At 39.6% G+C, this 17794-nt stretch carries 15 protein-coding genes, 1 pseudogene and 1 riboswitch; of the genes and pseudogenes, 3 read left to right on the forward strand and 13 right to left on the reverse strand.

Features of this window, described 5'->3' with window-relative positions; genetic code table 11:
* Positions 1-231: 231 nt before the first annotated feature.
* The 8 genes and pseudogenes from ACFQPF_RS15635 to ACFQPF_RS15670 form a co-directional block, all read right to left on the reverse strand.
* Entirely contained in the window at positions 232-2088 is a 1857-nt protein-coding gene (locus ACFQPF_RS15635; protein WP_379750640.1) for a S8 family serine peptidase, read from the reverse strand.
* A 123-nt stretch (positions 2089-2211) separates the two neighbouring features.
* Positions 2212-2694 carry a hypothetical protein gene (locus tag ACFQPF_RS15640; RefSeq protein WP_379750641.1) on the reverse strand — a complete coding sequence of 161 codons (483 nt, stop codon included), beginning with the start codon at positions 2692-2694 and terminating at the stop codon, positions 2212-2214.
* A gap of 137 nt (positions 2695-2831) precedes the next feature.
* The gene (locus tag ACFQPF_RS15645; RefSeq protein ID WP_379750642.1) at positions 2832-3695 is read right to left on the reverse strand and encodes a hypothetical protein; all 864 of its coding nucleotides are present in this window, start codon (positions 3693-3695) and stop codon (positions 2832-2834) included.
* Positions 3640-3951, reverse strand: a complete 312-nt coding sequence (locus tag ACFQPF_RS15650; RefSeq protein ID WP_379750643.1) for a hypothetical protein — start codon at positions 3949-3951, stop codon at positions 3640-3642. The genes ACFQPF_RS15645 and ACFQPF_RS15650 overlap by 56 nt, the downstream gene beginning before the upstream one ends.
* Positions 3952-4074: 123 nt before the next feature.
* Positions 4075-4422 (reverse strand): Ig-like domain-containing protein, encoded by a 348-nt coding sequence (locus ACFQPF_RS15655; RefSeq protein ID WP_379750645.1) that lies wholly within the window; start codon positions 4420-4422, stop codon positions 4075-4077.
* 32 nt (positions 4423-4454) lie between these two features.
* The gene (locus ACFQPF_RS15660; RefSeq protein ID WP_379750647.1) at positions 4455-5318 is read right to left on the reverse strand and encodes a hypothetical protein; all 864 of its coding nucleotides are present in this window, start codon (positions 5316-5318) and stop codon (positions 4455-4457) included.
* A 679-nt stretch (positions 5319-5997) separates the two neighbouring features.
* The gene (locus tag ACFQPF_RS15665; RefSeq protein WP_379750649.1) at positions 5998-6270 is read right to left on the reverse strand and encodes a D-glucuronyl C5-epimerase family protein; all 273 of its coding nucleotides are present in this window, start codon (positions 6268-6270) and stop codon (positions 5998-6000) included.
* Positions 6271-6339: 69 nt separating this feature from the next.
* Positions 6340-6477: pseudogene (locus ACFQPF_RS15670) on the reverse strand (D-glucuronyl C5-epimerase family protein); the annotation flags it as partial.
* On the opposite strand from ACFQPF_RS15670, the gene ACFQPF_RS15675 reads away from it, so the two are divergent.
* Complete coding sequence (locus tag ACFQPF_RS15675) at positions 6458-6712, forward strand: integrase core domain-containing protein (RefSeq protein WP_379750669.1); 255 nt, start codon at positions 6458-6460, stop codon at positions 6710-6712. The pseudogene ACFQPF_RS15670 and the gene ACFQPF_RS15675 sit on opposite strands and share 20 nt — an antisense overlap.
* A gap of 109 nt (positions 6713-6821) precedes the next feature.
* Here the strand turns inward: ACFQPF_RS15675 and ACFQPF_RS15680 are convergent, their stop codons facing one another.
* From ACFQPF_RS15680 to ACFQPF_RS15695, 4 genes are all read right to left on the reverse strand, one after another.
* Positions 6822-7985, reverse strand: a complete 1164-nt coding sequence (locus tag ACFQPF_RS15680) for a hypothetical protein (protein WP_379750651.1) — start codon at positions 7983-7985, stop codon at positions 6822-6824.
* Between the two features lie 113 nt (positions 7986-8098).
* Positions 8099-9721, reverse strand: coding sequence for an Ig-like domain-containing protein (locus ACFQPF_RS15685; protein ID WP_379750653.1), 1623 nt, complete (start codon positions 9719-9721; stop codon positions 8099-8101).
* Between the two features lie 37 nt (positions 9722-9758).
* On the reverse strand, positions 9759-10193 hold the full coding sequence (locus ACFQPF_RS15690) for a B-box zinc finger protein (protein ID WP_379750655.1): 435 nt from the start codon (positions 10191-10193) through the stop codon (positions 9759-9761).
* Between the two features lie 103 nt (positions 10194-10296).
* Positions 10297-10382: riboswitch (cyclic di-GMP riboswitch) on the reverse strand.
* A gap of 205 nt (positions 10383-10587) precedes the next feature.
* Positions 10588-11589: a D-glucuronyl C5-epimerase family protein gene (locus ACFQPF_RS15695; RefSeq protein ID WP_379750657.1), complete on the reverse strand. Its 1002-nt coding sequence runs from the start codon at positions 11587-11589 to the stop codon at positions 10588-10590.
* Positions 11590-11814: 225 nt separating this feature from the next.
* On the opposite strand from ACFQPF_RS15695, the gene ACFQPF_RS15700 reads away from it, so the two are divergent.
* Positions 11815-12393: a TcaA NTF2-like domain-containing protein gene (locus ACFQPF_RS15700; protein ID WP_379750671.1), complete on the forward strand. Its 579-nt coding sequence runs from the start codon at positions 11815-11817 to the stop codon at positions 12391-12393.
* A gap of 41 nt (positions 12394-12434) precedes the next feature.
* Here ACFQPF_RS15700 and ACFQPF_RS15705 read toward each other — a convergent pair whose 3' ends face one another.
* Positions 12435-13433, reverse strand: a complete 999-nt coding sequence (locus ACFQPF_RS15705; protein ID WP_379750659.1) for a D-glucuronyl C5-epimerase family protein — start codon at positions 13431-13433, stop codon at positions 12435-12437.
* Positions 13434-13782: 349 nt separating this feature from the next.
* On the opposite strand from ACFQPF_RS15705, the gene ACFQPF_RS15710 reads away from it, so the two are divergent.
* Positions 13783-17634 (forward strand): S8 family serine peptidase, encoded by a 3852-nt coding sequence (locus ACFQPF_RS15710; protein ID WP_379750661.1) that lies wholly within the window; start codon positions 13783-13785, stop codon positions 17632-17634.
* The last annotated feature ends 160 nt before the right edge of the window (positions 17635-17794 follow it).

Below are 17794 nucleotides of genomic sequence, written 5' to 3' on the forward strand. Positions count from 1 at the left end.
AAATGTGCTGTTGTTAGGTGGTGTGGGTGTGGTCGGCTGGTGAGGGGTGCTGCGGCTGAGGATTTGGGATTTTCGGGCGAGATTTAGGTTTTTTCGGCCGAAAATCAAGTCCTTTCGGGCGAGATTTTTGATTTGCGGGCGAGATTCAAGTTTTTTCGGGCAAGACATGATTTCGCCCCAACAATCACACTAAAAAAAGCTGCCCCCACAAAGAGACAGCCTCCCAATCTACTATTTCTCCACAACCACCCGAGCGGCTTTACTCACATTCCCCGCTCCGTCCTTCGCGGTCACGAAAAGTACCGTACCCCCAATTTGTTTTGGGATCGTCACCGAGAATGCGCCATCTGATCCGGCTCGTGTCCATCCGATGGTCGTGCCGCCACGCTTTACGGCGACAATCGCTTTTTTCTCTGCCGTTCCAGTTACGGCTGTAGACGAACTATCCACCGCGTTCACCTTTGGCGCAGGAGGAACGGTCGTGTCGAGCTCTGTGATTTTCAGCGTATATGGCGTCACATCATTCCAATGATAATTGGACTCATAGACGTTCACATAATAAATTCCCGGATTTAGCTGATGCACCAAATTTTCTTTTTGGCTGATGCCGGCTTTATCCTGCATCTTTACTTGATTCGCCTGGCGGTACGCATATTTGTCGACCCACACCGCTCCGTCCATTCCGGCAACGCTGCTCAGTTCAATCTTCACGCTCATGCTTCTCGACACCGTCAGCTTGAACCAGTCACTGTCACCAGGCAGATGGTATTTATCCGTCATTGGCTTGTTCAGCGAGATTGGTTTCGCTTTCGTACGCACTCCTCCGGCATCACCTGCTAAATTCGGCGGCAATACGGTAAATGGCTTGAGTGCATCCGCCCGGCCGTATCCTGAAAACGAGTTCCACAGCTCGGAATAGACAGACCGCTTGGCGGCACCTTTTTCGAGCTTGTATTCAAGTAAAGCGGGCGACAGTTCTGGCTGCTGAGCTAACAGCAGCGACGCCATTCCGCTCACAATCGGTGTGGCGAACGATGTACCGTCTGCGTATTCATATCCGCCAAGACTTGTCGAGTTAATGCTCTCACCCGGTGCGGTGATATCCAGCATCGGGCCATAATTCGAAAAGTCGGTCACAAAATCGTTCTTATCCGTCGCCCCGACACTGAGCGTTTCCGGGTAAGCTGCCGGGTACAAGACATCCGAGTCCTCGTTTCCTGCTGCCGCAACAACAAGAATACCCGACCGGTAGGCGTCGCGCACGGCGCGGTAATACAGATCGCTTCGCTTCACACCGCCAAGACTCATGTTAATGATGTCGGCTTTCTGACTGATCGCATAATACATTCCTTCTATTATATCTGTATGGCTCGCCCGTCCGTATTTATCCGACACCTTGACCGGCAGAATTTTGGCATACGGGTTGATGCCCGACACACCGAGGCTGTTGTTCAAACGTGCCGCAATGATTCCCGCGACAAGCGTCCCATGACCCTGGTCGTCCATCGGATTCGCATCCTCGTGCACCGTATCGTAGCCTGGCAATATATTTCCTTTTAGGTCGGGGTGATTGTAATCCACTCCCGAATCAAGCACGGCGACTGTCACCTTTTTCTTTGCCTTCACCTCGTTCCAGGCGAGAGGAACATTCGTTTTTTGCAAATACCATTGCCGGCTGTAATATTTATCGTTCGGCCGCGACAGCGCCTGTTTTTTATAATCCGGTTCAATGCTTTCTACGGCTGAACTGTTTCTTATCTTCTTTAACGTGCTGTCATAGTCCTGATCTTCTGGAATTTGTACGATCTGCATTCCCTGTTCCATTAGGATGGCCGGGGTTTCTACAAGCTTGATACTCACAGCAGGCAGCGTCTTCAATCGGCCATCTCTCCATTTTAAAAGGGCACGCCGGTCATTAATGTCTTTCATGTTACTCCGGCTCAACAAATACGAGTCGGATGCTTGCTCTTCCATCTTGTGCTTGAAGCTTTCTGCTCTGCGGTCCGCATTTTCATCGGCATAGCCGAATGCAGGACATTGTAAGAATAGAGCCGCAGACAACGATGCTAGCGTTAAACGTTTTTTCACAGTGACCCCTCCAGTACTTGTTATATCGACGAAAGGGGAATGAGTTTTTAGGATAATATTTTGAAAACATAATAAAATTCTACATAAAAAACTGCCTCATAAGAGACAGCTTGGAAAGGATTGCTATTCACTTGGTGCCCAAATTGCAATGTCATCACCAGGAGTTGCGACAATCAGCCATTGATCGCCAGCATGTTCAATACCGTCACCGGCCTGCCAGCATTCATACATGCGGTGATGGCCGTTCACAAATAGGGTTTGACCCGATTGAAAAACGAGGAACAAATGCGGAACCGTCTCTCCGACTCTAACATCCACCACTTTTTCTCTCTGTAATGGAAAAACGATATGAGAAACCTCCTCTTTCGTTAACGCTCTCATCTCATCCTCCGAGTCAGGATAATGAGTTTCTCCTGGCGGAAAAATATCCCACTTAGACTCAATGTTTAACCATACATCACGTGGTTGATGATCGCTTCGATCCACATTCTTAAATTTAAGCAGAATTGGACTTGATTCTGTCCCGAATACCACTTCATCCAATTGACTGTTTTTAAACAGCTGTTTAAGTGCTTTTTCGCAATCGTTTTTTAATTCGCTATCCATAAAATAAACACCTTTCTCATTTTGGGAGTTCCCGCTGTTCTTTATTAATTCGGTTCGGCAAGAGTATGCTTATTATATCTGGCTCAACTGAATTTATCGCAGCACGATTAAATACCTTTTTATATGTAATTCACTACTTAGGCCAAAGCCCAATTTTTCATTGTTTGAACAGCCTCAAAATTCGGGAATTCATTATATCTCGATTGCAGTATTTTAATTCCGTTTTCAATGTTTTTAAAGTTTGGCGTGGTCATAATAATGTCCCGTTGAGCTAGATCTACATCATTTAATATCGATACAATTTCCTTAGCCATCTTTTTATCTGTATCAGATAAAACACTTGTATAATCTGGTGTTAGTAAGAAAACTTTCACTAAATCTCTAGTAAACATGGATTCTAATATATACACTCCTCTTTTCATGGATAATCTATAAAACTCTATGACCATTTCTTCAAGTTTTATATAATTTTCTTCATAAATCTTTTCTTTCTTTATCATTTCTTGATATAACGGCCATATATTAACGGCTAGGTCAATCATCGCTTCATTAATGTCACTTAATAGAACAAATCCTCGTTTAAACTCATCAACATCTTTTCGTCCTTGTTCAGCGTTTACAAGGTCACTTAGTTTAGGTTTAATTAAGTCAGCAATTCTAGGATATTCCTCTGAAAGATGCTTAAATGTTCGAATTTTTTCGTCGTGAAGAAGAGCATCAATCATCTTACGCGAGCCATGAACACATAAAAATGTATGATAGATTCGCAGAATTTCAATTGTACGATCCCGATTTTGAACAATCATTCCGTTGGGATGCATAACGACAATCTTTTTGAAATTTTTTTTCTGAAGAGGGCCATAGATTGTGACGATTTGATACGTGCTTCCTTTCCATTCGATATTCATGCTCCCATCATATGAATGGAGGAATCCTCCGTACTTTTTAGCCGTCTCTTTTACTGGTCCCTCTGCGGGTTTCATAATCGGTAAGTCTCTCATAGACATGCTCCTCTTTCGTTAACGGTCTCATCTCATCCTCGGAGTCAGGGTAAGAGGTCTCTCCTGGCGGAAAAACATCCCACTTAGACTCAATATTTAACCATACATCACGTGGTTGATGATCGCTTCGATCCTCATTTTTAAATTTAAGCAGAATCGGACTTGATTCTGTCCCGAATACCACTTCATCCAATTGACTGTTTTTAAACAGATGTTTAAGTGCTTTTTCGCAATCGTTTTTTAATTGAATGTCCATGAAATGGCACACCTCTTATCACTTCAATCCGATAAATAAATAGATCTCTTAAATATAAACAAAGGCTGCGGCGTCTTGAGTTGCCGTAGCCGAGACTGCAAGATCAATTATACGAACAATTTATTACTTCTGCACAACTGCCTTCACTGCTTTGCTCACATTCCCCGCTGCATCCTTCGCCGTCACATATAGCACTGTGCCAGCTTTCTGTTTCGCGATACGAGCGGAAAAAGCTCCCGCAGAATTAACAGTAGCGGTTCCGATGACCGTCGATTCGCGCTTTACCGTCACAGTTGCTCCTTTTTCCGCCTTGCCTGCTACTGCAGTGGATTTCGCGGTAATTCTGTTTACGATTGGAGGTACCGGTGGCATTGTATCAAGTTCTATTACTTTCAATGAATATGGCTGAACATATGTAATTCTCGGACCCTTTAAAGATTTCGACCAATATCCAGATAATTTATTCAACATTTTAAAGACATCTTTACTTATTCATTACCTTCTCAGGCTAAAGCCCATTTTTGAATGGTTGTATCCGTTTCAAGTTTTAAGAAATCCTCACACCTGGATTTCAAAATTTTGATTCCATTTTCAACATCTTTGAAGTTAGGGGTAGACATAATAGTATCCCATTGAGCTTGCACCGTATCATCTATGGCAGATACAATTTTTTTTGCAATTATTTTATCCGACTCACTTAAATGACGTGTATAATCCGGTGTAAGTAAAAATACTTTTACAATATCCCTGTCATATAGAGATTCCAATAAATATATCCCCCTTTTCATAGATAGCCTATTTAACTCCAAGACCATTTCCTCAATCCGTTTGTACCTTTCTTCAAGAATTACTTCTTCCTTAATCACCTCTTGATAAAACGGCCACAAATTGGATGCTAGATCAATCATCGCCTCGTTAATGTCACTTAAAAGAGCAAACCCCTCTTTAAACGAATCAACATGGTCCCTACCTTTTTTTTCATTTGCTAGATCACTTAGTTTAGGTTTAATTAAGTGAGCAATTCTAGGATATTCTTGGGACAACGATTTAACCGTTCTGATTTTTTCGTCATGGATAAGGCCATCAATCATGTTACGGGATAGGTGAATACTTAAGAAAGTATGATAGATTCGCAGAATTTCAATTGTACGATCCCGATTTTGAACAATCATTCCGTTGGGATGCATAACGACAATCTTTTTAAAATTCTTTTTCTGAAGAGGGCCATAGATTGTGACGATTTGATACGTGCTTCCTTTCCATTCGATATTCAAGCTCCTATCATAGGAATGGAGGAATCCTCCGTACTTTTTAGCCGTCTCTTTTACTGGTCCCTCTGCTGGTTTCATAATCGGTAAGTCTCTCATAGACATGACCTCCTTTAAGAACTGAAAATAAATATTCCTACTTCAATAAATACCGGTCCTAAAATAAAAATGGCTGTTGCAGGAAAAGCTAAAAGCAATAAAGGAAAGAAAAGCTTCATAGAGGCTTTTTCTCCAAGTCCTTGTGCATAGCTTTTCCGGTTCTCCCATACTTCTTTCTCCTCGTTTGTTAAATAAAAGAGTGATACATGAAGATTCTCTTTTCATTCCTTGTGAAAGGAAGAAACAAATTGGTCGGGCTCTTCCACCTGGCATCTTGCACCATTTTCTCTTTATTCAAAGCTACCGCTACTCGTTTTTAATTCTTTGTGCTCTTTCTAAATTACATTTTCATTGGAAAATACCAAAAAACCAGTCTCCTTCTCGTTGAAGGAGGCTGGTAATTTTATTTAACTTTAATGGCTATTGATTTCCCTTTATTCCCTGCGTTGTCTATGGCAGATGGAAAGTTCAAATTTTTCATAATTATTCAATTAAAGGTAAAGATTACTATATAACCAGTATAATAGAACCTATCTTCTGTGTAAAAACAAAATTTAGACTATACTACCACCTTTATCTCTGTCCCAATTGTATATAAATAAGGTCCAACATAAATGGATTAATTTTAAAAAAGAAGCTCCAGCAAACACAATGGCTGGAGCTTCTCTCAGAGTCTCTTTTATTTCACATACCCCGCCCATCGTCTGTAATAGGTGAGGTAGGTTTTGTCGTTGGAAATGGTGTATAGGGCGTGCATTTGGAAGATGTGGATCGCGTGGTACATTGGGACGACGTGCGGCTGCTGTTTCATGGTGAGGTGGCTGAGGTCGTAGGAAGTGAAGCCGCCGATGTCGTACTTCGGCAAAATTTTCTTGAGTGCGACCAGCCCTTTTTGCTGCAAATAGTACTGCGCCGTCTTTTGGCCGTAATCTGCCTTTACGCCAAGCTTCATCAACATTAAAGCCCCGAATTAGACGCTGATTCGGGGCTTATCTATTAATCTACATATTTCGCCCAGCGTTTATGGTAGCTGAGGAATTGGCACGACGTGAGGCTGCTGCTTTCTCGTAAGGCGCCTCAACTCATAGAACGTGAAGCCGCCGATGTCGTATTTGGGTAAAATTACCATTAACACCTTGATGCCATGTTGTGAGCGCTTCCGCGCTTTTTTACTTCATCCAGTCATACAGACCGAACAATCTATACACATTTGCGTTCAGCGTGAGATTATTAGGTGTCCTCGAAGAATTCCATATTGTTTAGACAACGCGCCCATGGAATCTTTCTTTGGCCATTTTAAAGATGAAGTAGATGCCACTACACGCAACACCGTACAGGAATTAAGACGCAAAGTGGAAGACTACATGGACTATTACAATTCTGCCCGCTATTAGTGGGGATTAAAAAAGATGACCCCGGAACAATACCGAGGCCATCTACTAGCACCATAATTGTAGTCTTTTTATAAACTGTCTAATTTTTTGGTAACAGTTCACTCTGTCTTTACTTTTTCTGTTTATAACCTACTTCAAGATAAAGACTGCCACTTTTTTCGCTAAAAGAAGCTGTAACCAATCTGCCATTAGCAGTAAATTTTCTAGGTACATCCGTGTTAAAGTAATTCCACACCTTAACAGCATCTTTTCCAAAGTATAATTTGAACAACTCCATTGAAACAATAGGAATTCGATAAGCCTGCTTCAAATATCCATTAGCATCTCCATCCCACATTCTATAAGCAAACATTACCTCCGACTGACCGCTTCCATCATGAATTGCTATTGAATTTGGAGCTCCTTGAATACTATAATCGTGTCCACCAGCTTTAAATCCAAGTTCTCGTTCCAACGTCTTAAGGTTGGACTGATGGTTTGGACTCCAAGCTGATTTAAGAACTGGAGCGACCCACCCATCCGGATACCATTTCCCTTCTGTTCCATCAAACTTCCCTATTGCGGCATACTTACTTTGTATCCAACCTCTTTTGCTTCCAATTCTCACTTGATACCATCCATTTTGAGATGCTATGATAAAGATATTTTGATGCTCCTTAAATGAACCAATCCGTTTGCTTTTCTCACTTTGTGTTGAGTAAACTTTTTGATTAATATAGGAACGAGCATCATCATAGATGAGTTTTACTGGTTTTACCCCTGATGGTAGTTTTCCCACATAAATAGTTGTTGTATCTTCCCCTTCTACCACAGTGACGGGGTAGTTCGCACCAAGTGGGTCTGAGATGAAATCAATCGGTACAAACATGTGGTTGTCCTTGACAATCGCCTTCATTTTCATATCAGTCACGACACCATTTACCGTTTTAGTCTTTAAAGGAATCCCCCTGTTTTTACCCTTAGTGTAACTTGAACCGTATATGTTCTCCTCGCGAATATGCATTGTAGAGTAGTTTTTTCTTTGTACATACAATACCTTTGATTCCCACATTTTCACCAGACGTTCCTTGTACTGTGTTGCTATCCAATCCAATGGTAGATAGTAAGTACCGCCTGAATCATAAGGTTTACCTTCTAATAAGAATGGTTGTAAGTCCGGATCCGATACGACCTCATTATCGAACTTGAACACAAGTGAAGTTGCACTAACCTTTTCTGAAATGTAAGGAAATAAACTCAACAATAAAATAATAATTAAAAGAAATTTCTTCATAAATTACCTCCTATAGTTTAATCCACCAAAATTAACATCAACTTATACATGAAAATGTTTCTTTAAAATATCAAAAAACCAGTCTCCTTCTCGTTGAAGGAGGCTGGTAAATATTATTTAACTTTTATTGTTATTGTTTTCCCTTTGTTGCCTACGCTGTCTTTAGCAAATAGAACAATGGTTGTTCCCTTTTTTTGATTTTTAATTTTCAAGCTAAATTTCCCTTTTGCATCAGCCTTGCCTGCCCCAATGATCTTGCTGCCCACTTGAGCATAAACGGTTGATCCTGCTTCAGACCGACCAGAAATCGTTTTTGATGTAGCTTTTACTCCATTCACTGCAGGAGCCGCAGGGGCAATTTTGTCAACTACCGTTATTGTTACATTTTTCGTTCCATATAGATTCTTTGCACTGATTTCCACTTTAGCACCCGCATTTTGCTTAGGAATGTTAGCTGAGAAATCGCCTTTATGATTAGAAGCCGTCTTATAATCTTTTCCTGCTAACTTTAACACTACTTCAGTATATGGGGCTGTTTTCCCTACAACTTTGGTAGTTAAGTTCGTTACCGGACTTACTGTTAAATTTGGAAGAAGACTAGGCGCTGTGACTGTAAGTTTATACTTACCAGAATTCAAAGTATACTCACTGTTATTGAACACTTTTATATAGTAATTTCCTGGTTTCAAGGTAATGCTTTCAATATACTTTGCCGGATTTTGTGAATCACCGCTGAAGTAATCACTTGTTACTTTATTGTTTTCTTCATCATACACAACAATTGACGTTGTTGAATCTACGTAAGAAGTAAGATCTACTTTGACTTCCATTGTTCTCTGAACTGAAACCTTGTAAAAATCAGATGAATCGTTCCAAGACAGAAATCCTGTTATTGGCTGGTAAAAGGTGATGGACTGCGCTTCTACTGTACCGTTGTTCGGTTCGGTATCATTATTTCCAGCATAATTAATGCTTGTTGTAAGCTGATATTTTCCAGTGTTTAAAGTATATTCTGAATTGTTATAGATAGATATGTAATAATTCCCCGGTTCTAAATCGACATAATTGTTATATTTAGCAGGGGAGAGGGAACTGCCATTAAAATAATCACTAAATACTTTTTCGTTTTCTTCATCGGTCATTTTAATTGTGGTAGTAGAATCCACGAATGATGATAAATTCACATGTACTCTTCCCGCTTTATCAACAGTCAATTTATAAACATCTACTGAGTCATTCCAAGATAAAAAACCTGTAACAGATTTGTTATAGAAAAGAGGCTGAGCTTCAACAGTACCATTATTGGGCTCTGCTTCATTATTACCAGCCTGTGAAAAAGACACTTGAAGTGTGAAATCACCTGTATGCTTCAAATATTCATTGTATTCTCCAACCTTCAAGCGGTATGTCCCTGCCTCAAGATCAACCCAGTCGTTATGCTTACCTGGAGTAGAAGAAGAACTTGTAAAGTAGTCTCCAAAAACTTTAACATTGTTGCTGTCATATAATTTGAAGTGGGTGGTTGATTTTACATAAGAAGTGATGTCAATGGATACCCTCCCTGCACTTGGCACTGTGAAAAAGAACTCTTTTTCCTGTTCTTGTTCAGTAAGTGAACCAGAGACAAAAGTTAGGACTCCATTTGCTGCTTGTACGTTTTCAACTTGGAAGATAGAAATGAGAAGAAAAGTAAGTGCAGTTAGTGTAATAACGATTTTGTTTAATTTAAACATCATGTACCCTCCTTGTTATTAACTGATTCTTTGTTTAACGTTATGCGGCATTTGTGTATTCTGCGAGTTGTTTCGCTTCTTTTAGACCCTTTACAATTTTCATTACCTGAAATGGAAGTACAAATACTCCAATTACCATAGACAATCCTAATTTAATTAAGAAATAGATGACCCAGCCCATTAATGGCATGAATAGAAAGATATTTGGAGTAATCTTATTCAATGCACTCCATCCCCACGGTACACCTGCCAATGCAATAGCTAACATAAAGCCTTCTGTTAATCCAAAGGCAAATAATACAGTCATAATAATGGCATTACGAATTAATATGGATTTCTGTTCGCTTACTTGGTTTAGTACGCACGAATCGCATGATGGATAGGTAAATTTTTCACTGCAATTTGGACATAATGCCTTTCCGCAAACCGTACATGTCGAAACCGCGTCCATTTCATAATGTTTATAGCATTTCATTTTAGACTCCCCCTCGTTGTTTTGTTACTTTAATAACTTCCTATTTCTATCAACCTCCCAAACAAAAAAGCCATGGCTAAACAGCCACAGCATACTTAAGAACTATGGCAACCTGACGATCATAGCGTAAAACGCCTTAGACTCACGGCTTTGCGTCCTTCCCTTTCGAAAAGTTTGCCTTTTTCATAATTATTCAATTAAAGGTAAATATTACTATACACTTAGTATAATGGAACCTATTTCCTATGTAAACACTAAAATATATAGGCTATTTTTCCACCTTTAGATCTGTGCTAATTGTAGGTGTTTACGCTAAGCCCAAACATTAATGGGTTCATTAAAAAAAGAAAAGCTCCAGCAAACACAATAGCTAGAGCTTCTCTCATCATCTCTTTTATTTCACATACCCCGCCCACCGTCTGTAATAGGTGAGGTAGGTTTTGTCGTTGGATATCGTGTATAGGGCGTGCATTTGGAAGATGTGAATCGCGTGGTACATCGGGACGACGTGCGGCTGCTGTTTCATGGTGAGATGGCTGAGGTCGTAGGATGTGAAGCCGCCGATGTCGTACTTTGGCAAAATTTTCTTGATTGCGATCAGTCCTTTTTGCTGCAAATAGTACTGCGCCGTCTTTTGGCCGTAATCTGCCTTTACGCCAAGCTTCATCCAGTCATAAAGACCGAACATGGCGTATACGAATCCGTTCAGTGTGTAATTGTCTGGGTTGCTGATGTATTCTTCAAAAAATCCGTATTCATTGTACGATTTTCCGAGTGCGCGCAGGTTCGTGTATGTGCCGCCTCTTGACTTGGCGCGGGTCATGAACGCGAGGCATTTTTTCCCTGTTTCCAAATATTTGACGTCCTTTGTTAAGTGATACGCTCTTGAATATACGCTCAGCGCCTGGCCTTGAGCCATAGCTGAGTACCAACCAGGCTGGTATTTCACGCGAAGATGCTTGATCTCGTAATAGAAATCATAACGAAGCGATCCGTCCGGCTTTTGGTATAGCACTAAAGCATTCGCATACTTGAGAAAGCGGGCTTTGTTTGCTTCATTCTTTGTTCTGACATACTTGCCGTGTTCGGAGAGTGCCATCTGGGCGATTGTAACCGGGTTGTACTGGTACTTGTCATAATACTTCACCATTGGGATGCCTTGGGCGTCCATTTTGATTCGAGACATTTGGAAAACTTTTTGGCTGAGATTGAAATAGTCGCCTTGCGGGGTATAGGGAGCGAGTTTGTGGGCGTATTGGTAGTTGTTCTTCTTGTAGGTAGCAACTGACTTTTTGACGAGTGCAGAATAATCTGCGGCGTAGCTCGGAATGGCCATCGAAAATAACATGACCGCAGCGATTGTTAGCACAACGGCTGTCTTATAAAACTCCTTCAATTGAACTATTCCCCCTGCTCTTATTGTGATGAACTGCCTTTTTCATACTATACCAATAATTACCACAACACATGATAATATTATACTAATGTAACAAAAATTGTAACTTTCTTTACATTTACATATCATTTACATTTTCTTCATTTCATTTTTTGTTGAAATAACCCGATATAACGGGGGAAGTTTCGGTTTGGACAAGAGAGGACGATCAAGTTGTTGGAGTATGTGACGAGGTTTGGGGCTGTAACCATTGTACTATCATGTGTTTTCGCATTTATCTTCGCCTGGCTGCTATTTGGACTCTCGGTGAAACGGTCCTTGGCGGTCAGTCTCGTTGCCCTCGTCATGCTGATGTCTCCGTTTCAGCTGCTGCAGGGCAAATTGGAAAGCCTGGAAAAAGCCAAGAAACAGGCAGAACATCTCGTGACGGAAACAGTGTATGCGGATTCCTATGTTGAGGGGGCGTCTGTTGCCTCCGTCGAGGAAAAAACGGCGTATGAATTTGTGAAACAATACATTAAAGCCTATGCTGAAGCCGTTAACACTGGAGACTTCAGCAAAGCCCAGCCATTCCTGCTGCCACAAAGTGAGGTTTATATTTCACAAAAGAAAAATGCGGAAGAACAGCATAAAAAAGGATTGTCGTCTGAAAACGTTCTTCCCTTGACTTACTCTCACTTTCAACAGACAGGCGATGACCGGTATGAGCTGAAGGTGACCGAAGACTCGACCGGTACGATTTGGTTGTATGAACTAAGCTCCCAGAAAGATTCATTAACCATTTCGGAAATCCGTAAACCATAACATTAAAGCCCCGAATCAGACGCTGATTCGGGGCTTGTCTATTAATCTACATATTTCGCCCAGCGTTTGTGGTAGCTGAGGAAGGTTTTGTCTTTCGTAATCGTGTACAATCCGTAAATCTGGTAAAGGTGGACAGCGTGGTACATCGGCACGACGTGAGGCTGCTGCTTTCTCGTCAGGTGGCTTAGGTCATAGGACGTGAAGCCGCCGATATCGTATTTTGGCAGGATTACTTTTAATACTTTGATGCCATGCTCCAAGTGCTGCTGCGCTCTTTTCTGGCCGTAATCCTCTTTTACACCGAGCTTCATCCAGTCATACAGGCCGAACAATGTGTACACATAGCCGTTCAGCGTGAAGTTATCGGGCGTCGTGATGTATTCCTCGAAGAATCCGTATTGCTTGTAGCTTGGCCCAAGTGAGCGCATGTTCGTATATGTTCCGCCGTTGGACTTCGCTTTCATCAAGAACTGCAAACACTTCTTACCTGCTTCCAGGTATTTAACATCCTTCGTTAAGTGATACGCACGCGAATACACGCTTAGCGCCTGCCCTTGAGCCATCGCAGAAATCCAGCCTGGCTGAAACTTCGCCTTTAAATGCTTGATCTCGTAATAAAAATCGTAACGAAGCGAGCCCTCCTCCTGCTGATACGCAACAAGTGCATCCGCATATTGCAGGAATCTCGTCATGTGCCCCGGCTTTTGGGTTCTCACATACTTCCCATGCTCAGACAATCCCATTTGTGCGATCGTCACTGGATTGTACTGGTATTTGTCATAATACTTCACCATCGGAATGCCTTTTGCATCCATTTTAATACGCGACATTTGAAAAATCTTCCCGCTAAGGTTGAAATAATCACCCTGAGGCGTATACTGAGCAAGTTTATGCTTGTACTCATAATTGTTTTTCTTATACGTCGCCACCGACTTTTTGACCAACGCAGAATGCCCCGCCGCATAACCAGGCGCAGCTGCCGCAACGGTAACCATGAATACCGTCAACACAGACACCGCCCATTTCATTACATGTTTCACTTTCTCTCTCCTATCTGGAAATTGCACGTTCGATTTCCGATCCTTTTTCAGTTGGGCTGAGTATAATTTATATCGGTTAAATTTAAAGCTATTTTAAGTTTCTAATATTGATTTCAGTATAAAAAGAATAAATATTAATTAACGGTGTAAATACATCCTTACATTAAATGTTCCTAGTATTACGATCTAAGTTTGATGAACTTAAGCCTAGTCATGGAATAGTTAGTTTTCTTCCAGCCATATGTAATATCATTGAATTTTTATTTACTATTTAAATTCCAAAAATTTCTACCGATATAATCTTTGGAAAAGACTAAGTCTTTTTACCTAAAAAGAAGGAGAGATAAATTTGCAAAACACAAAAAATAGGTTATTTTCACTAACTATGGCTGGCCTGCTTACAGTATCCACCCTGTTACCAAGTATCACGTTTGCACAGGAAACCAAAAGTTCTGTTAAGCCAACTGCCCAGCAACAAAGCGGCCAAGCTAAAATAAAAAAAAGTAAGTGGGCTAAGTCAAATGACGAACAAGGAAAGGAAATTGTGAATAGGTCTCCTCGCGATACTAGTACTCAAGATCAAAGACTCCTCGCTAAAACCAGAGGTGCTAATAAAAATAAAGAAATGTATATAAAAGACGAAATTATTATTAAAATGAAATCCGGTGTTTCTTCAGAATCATTCTATAAGACGAATAATTTAAAGCTTAAGACGAAATTAAAATCGATTAAAGCTGATGTAGTTAAACTACCAAGTGGACAAGATGCAAATATAGTAGCAAAAAAATTAGCCAAAGATCCTAAAATAGCTTCTGTACAACCTAATTTTAAGTACTATCAGTCAAATTTTAATGATCCATTGTTTGATCAGCTATGGGGTCTTAACAATACGGGACAAGTGATAAAAGAAAACTCCGGTACAGAAGATATTGATATAAACCTTCCCGAAACTGTCAACTATCTTCAAGGTGAAAATTTACAAAAAAATGTCGTTGCTGTTATAGATACAGGTATAGATATTAATCATGACGACTTAAAAGATGTTATATGGAGAAATAGTAAAGAACAACTAAACGGAAAAGATGATGATAATAACGGATATATAGATGATATTAATGGGTTTGATTTCTATCATTACGATAATACCGTATTTGACAAACATGACGGAGATGAACATGGCACCCATGTAGCTGGTACAATTGCAGGCTCTATTAACAATGGAATTGGTATTACGGGAATTGCTCCTAATGTAGAAATAATGTCATTAAAGTTTCTTGGTCCTGATGGAGGATCAACGGAAGGTGCTATTCAAGCAGTAGAATATGCAACAAAAATGGGCGTGAAAATATCTAACAATAGCTGGGGCGGAGGTGCATATGACGTCTTTTTAAAAGAAGCAATCGAAAATTCGGGAATGTTGTTTGTAGCCGCAGCTGGAAACGATGGAGTAGATAACGACTTTTATGAACATTATCCATCTAATTATGACTGTTCAAATATTCTGTCTGTAGCTGCAATTGATAACAATGGTCAACTGGCCGGTTTTTCTAATTATGGATATAATTCTGTAGATGTTGCTGCGCCAGGTGTAGATATTTTAAGTACTTTTCCTAGAAAATATGCATACGGTGCAGCTGCACAAATTGTAGGTGACAATTTCAAGGCAATCTTTAATGGATTTGGATTTGAAAATTTTACAGATAATGCTGAAAGACAAGAAGCTTTTAACCAAGCTTTAGATTTTTTAAATGTAGACACAGCTCAGAAGATACTCCTTGTTGATGATGATGAGTCAGTTAATAATGACTTTCCTGATTATTCAAATGTATATTCTCAACTTTTATCAAACCACTCAGATAAAGTTACAAAAATTGAGGTTGATCCGATGTCAAGTGGTCCTGACTTAGTTACATTAAATGATTATGATATCGTTATTTGGATGACAGGTGATGGATTTGGCGCCGGTAATCCTGAAATAACAGCACTAACAGATTGGGATTTAGTAAACTTGACACAATTTTTAAGTTCAGGCAAATCTCTTGTTCTTTCTGGACAAGACATATTATGGAATCAAGAAACTACCTCTTTTGTGAATGAAGTATTAGGGTTGGAAGTCATTGGAGAAGACTCTGCCAGATCAGTTTATGGTACTAGTCAGTCAATATATGAGAATATGACTTTTAAAGTTGGAGGAGCACCTTACGTAGATTTAATTTCGCCTTTAAATGGGGATAAAGCAAAAATTAATCTTATCTATCCTGAACAAGCTGATTATGAAAACGCTTATGATTATTTAAGTGGTACATCTATGGCCACTCCACATGTCACTGGACTTGCAGCATTATTGTTAGGAAAGTTTCCTAATTTATATCCTGAAGAACTAATCATGGCAATTGAAAATTCAGGAGAAACTCTCCCAGATCTTGAAGGCTACTTTAAAACGGGGAAAATAATTAATGCATATAAAACTCTTCAGTTTAGTAAAGAAGATTTTAGTCAATTTGATAACGATATTCCAGGAGTTGCAATGCATGACTATATCGTCCAAAACCAACTAGATTCTAATATAGAATTTAATGATAGAGATGATGTCTACTTCATTAAACTGAAAGCTGGTCAAGAATTATCACTTAAATTGCAAGCAAAGTTGGGTACTGATTTTGATCTTTATGTTTACGATTCTTCTGCTTATTCCGTTAATTCAGGATATGGCATGATTGCTTATTCTGAAAATAATGGAACATCATCAGAATCTATAAGTTTTAGAGCCCCTGTTGATGGAATATATTACATTAATGTTTATGGATTTAACGGCTCTGGAAATTATACTTTAATAGAGGGCAATATTGCCGGAGAATATGAGAATACAAGCAATGTTGTAAGTTATGAGGGGTTGTGGAAAACAGTTCCTAGTACGTCTTCTTCAGGAGGAAGCATCTCTGAATTAAATTCAAATGGAAGCGTATCTTTTAACTTTAACGGAAACGGAATAGAATTATTTGGTAACAAAGGACCGAATTTTGGATATGCAGATATTTATATAGATAATCACTTTATAGAAATGGTTTCTTTATATCAACCTACAAGCACCTCAAAGAACTCTATCTATCGAAATTTCAATCTCTCAGATGGTCGACATACACTTACAATCCGATGGACAGGTAACTTTGATTCAAAAGCAAGGAAAACAAGCACAGCTATTAATGTTGATAAATTCACGGTCAAAATGCCACCACCTGAAGCACCTAATAACGTTAAAGTTTCTTATAATAATATAGCTGCGGCACCTAAAGTCACATGGAATGCAGAATCCAAGGCTACTGTGGGCTATAAAGTCTATCGTAAAGAGATTACTACAACACCTACACAGTATACTTCCATCACAGCAACCCCTATATCAGATACTGAGTATCTAGATAAGACTGCTGTAAAAGGTAAGAAATACTCTTACTATGTTGCAGCAGTTGGATTCGGAAATTTTGAATCTAGTCCTAAAAATGCCATAGAATATATTTATGATGATGATGTACCAGGCATGCTTCTTACTGCAAATGGGGTCAATGGAAGTGTAGATGCAGAAGATGATATGTTAGATGTTTGGAATGCACAAATTGATTTAAACAAGTTATACGAGTTTAAAGTTAGTGGAAATGTTGAACTAAAGCTATATGATAAAGCCACAACGTCACTATCTTCGCCTACTGCAAAGTTAATCAGCACGAGTGTAAATGGTAAATTGTCATTTAGCACTCTATCATCAGGTAAGTATTATTTAGTTGTTTCTCCGCTAGATAATGAACAAGAAGCAGAATATTCACTAACAATGTCCACTTACTCAATAAAACATTTAGAACAGTCTGATCCGAGTATCATTAAATCTGGGGGTTGGGTAACTAAGACAGATACAAAAGCTTTTGGGAGTTCGTATATTCAAAGTACTAAAAAAGGAGATAAAATAACATTAATATTTAATGGGAGAGGAATACGAGTCTTTGGAGCCGTTGCATCTAATTATGGTTATGGAACCCTTACTATGGATAACGTTTTATATCCTAATCAGTTAAATTTCAGTAGTGAAACTCTAATACCGGTATTTAAAACAATCATTCATGAGGAAATATTTAATATTTCTGGACAACATACCATAATAATTACTGCAAATGACATTATTAATTTAGATGCGATAGATATACTGCAATAATAAGAAGCTTAACATATTGTTATTCTTAATCCGAATGATGGACTTGATAATAAAGTGTAAGCCCGTATTCAAACAACGCATATAACTTGTATGGCACCTCCGGTACGATAGAAGTATCTCATTGAAGGAGGTGCTTTTCCATGCTGTCACAAAAACTGGC

The organism is Fictibacillus iocasae, from assembly GCF_042665465.1.
Lineage (GTDB): Bacteria > Bacillota > Bacilli > Bacillales > Fictibacillaceae > Fictibacillus > Fictibacillus iocasae.

What these genes read in the sequence shown, in the direction of transcription:
- ACFQPF_RS15640 (WP_379750641.1), bottom strand. Translation starts at nt 2,694, where the DNA reads ATGGATAGCGAATTAAAAAACGATTGCGAAAAAGCACTTAAACAGCTG.
- ACFQPF_RS15645 (WP_379750642.1), bottom strand. Translation starts at nt 3,695, where the DNA reads ATGAGAGACTTACCGATTATGAAACCCGCAGAGGGACCAGTAAAAGAG.
- ACFQPF_RS15650 (WP_379750643.1), bottom strand. Translation starts at nt 3,951, where the DNA reads ATGGACATTCAATTAAAAAACGATTGCGAAAAAGCACTTAAACATCTG.
- ACFQPF_RS15655 (WP_379750645.1), bottom strand. Translation starts at nt 4,422, where the DNA reads ATGTTGAATAAATTATCTGGATATTGGTCGAAATCTTTAAAGGGTCCG.
- ACFQPF_RS15660 (WP_379750647.1), bottom strand. Translation starts at nt 5,318, where the DNA reads ATGAGAGACTTACCGATTATGAAACCAGCAGAGGGACCAGTAAAAGAG.
- ACFQPF_RS15665 (WP_379750649.1), bottom strand. Translation starts at nt 6,270, where the DNA reads ATGAAGCTTGGCGTAAAGGCAGATTACGGCCAAAAGACGGCGCAGTAC.
- ACFQPF_RS15675 (WP_379750669.1), top strand. Translation starts at nt 6,458, where the DNA reads ATGCCATGTTGTGAGCGCTTCCGCGCTTTTTTACTTCATCCAGTCATA.
- ACFQPF_RS15680 (WP_379750651.1), bottom strand. Translation starts at nt 7,985, where the DNA reads ATGAAGAAATTTCTTTTAATTATTATTTTATTGTTGAGTTTATTTCCT.
- ACFQPF_RS15685 (WP_379750653.1), bottom strand. Translation starts at nt 9,721, where the DNA reads ATGATGTTTAAATTAAACAAAATCGTTATTACACTAACTGCACTTACT.
- ACFQPF_RS15690 (WP_379750655.1), bottom strand. Translation starts at nt 10,193, where the DNA reads ATGAAATGCTATAAACATTATGAAATGGACGCGGTTTCGACATGTACG.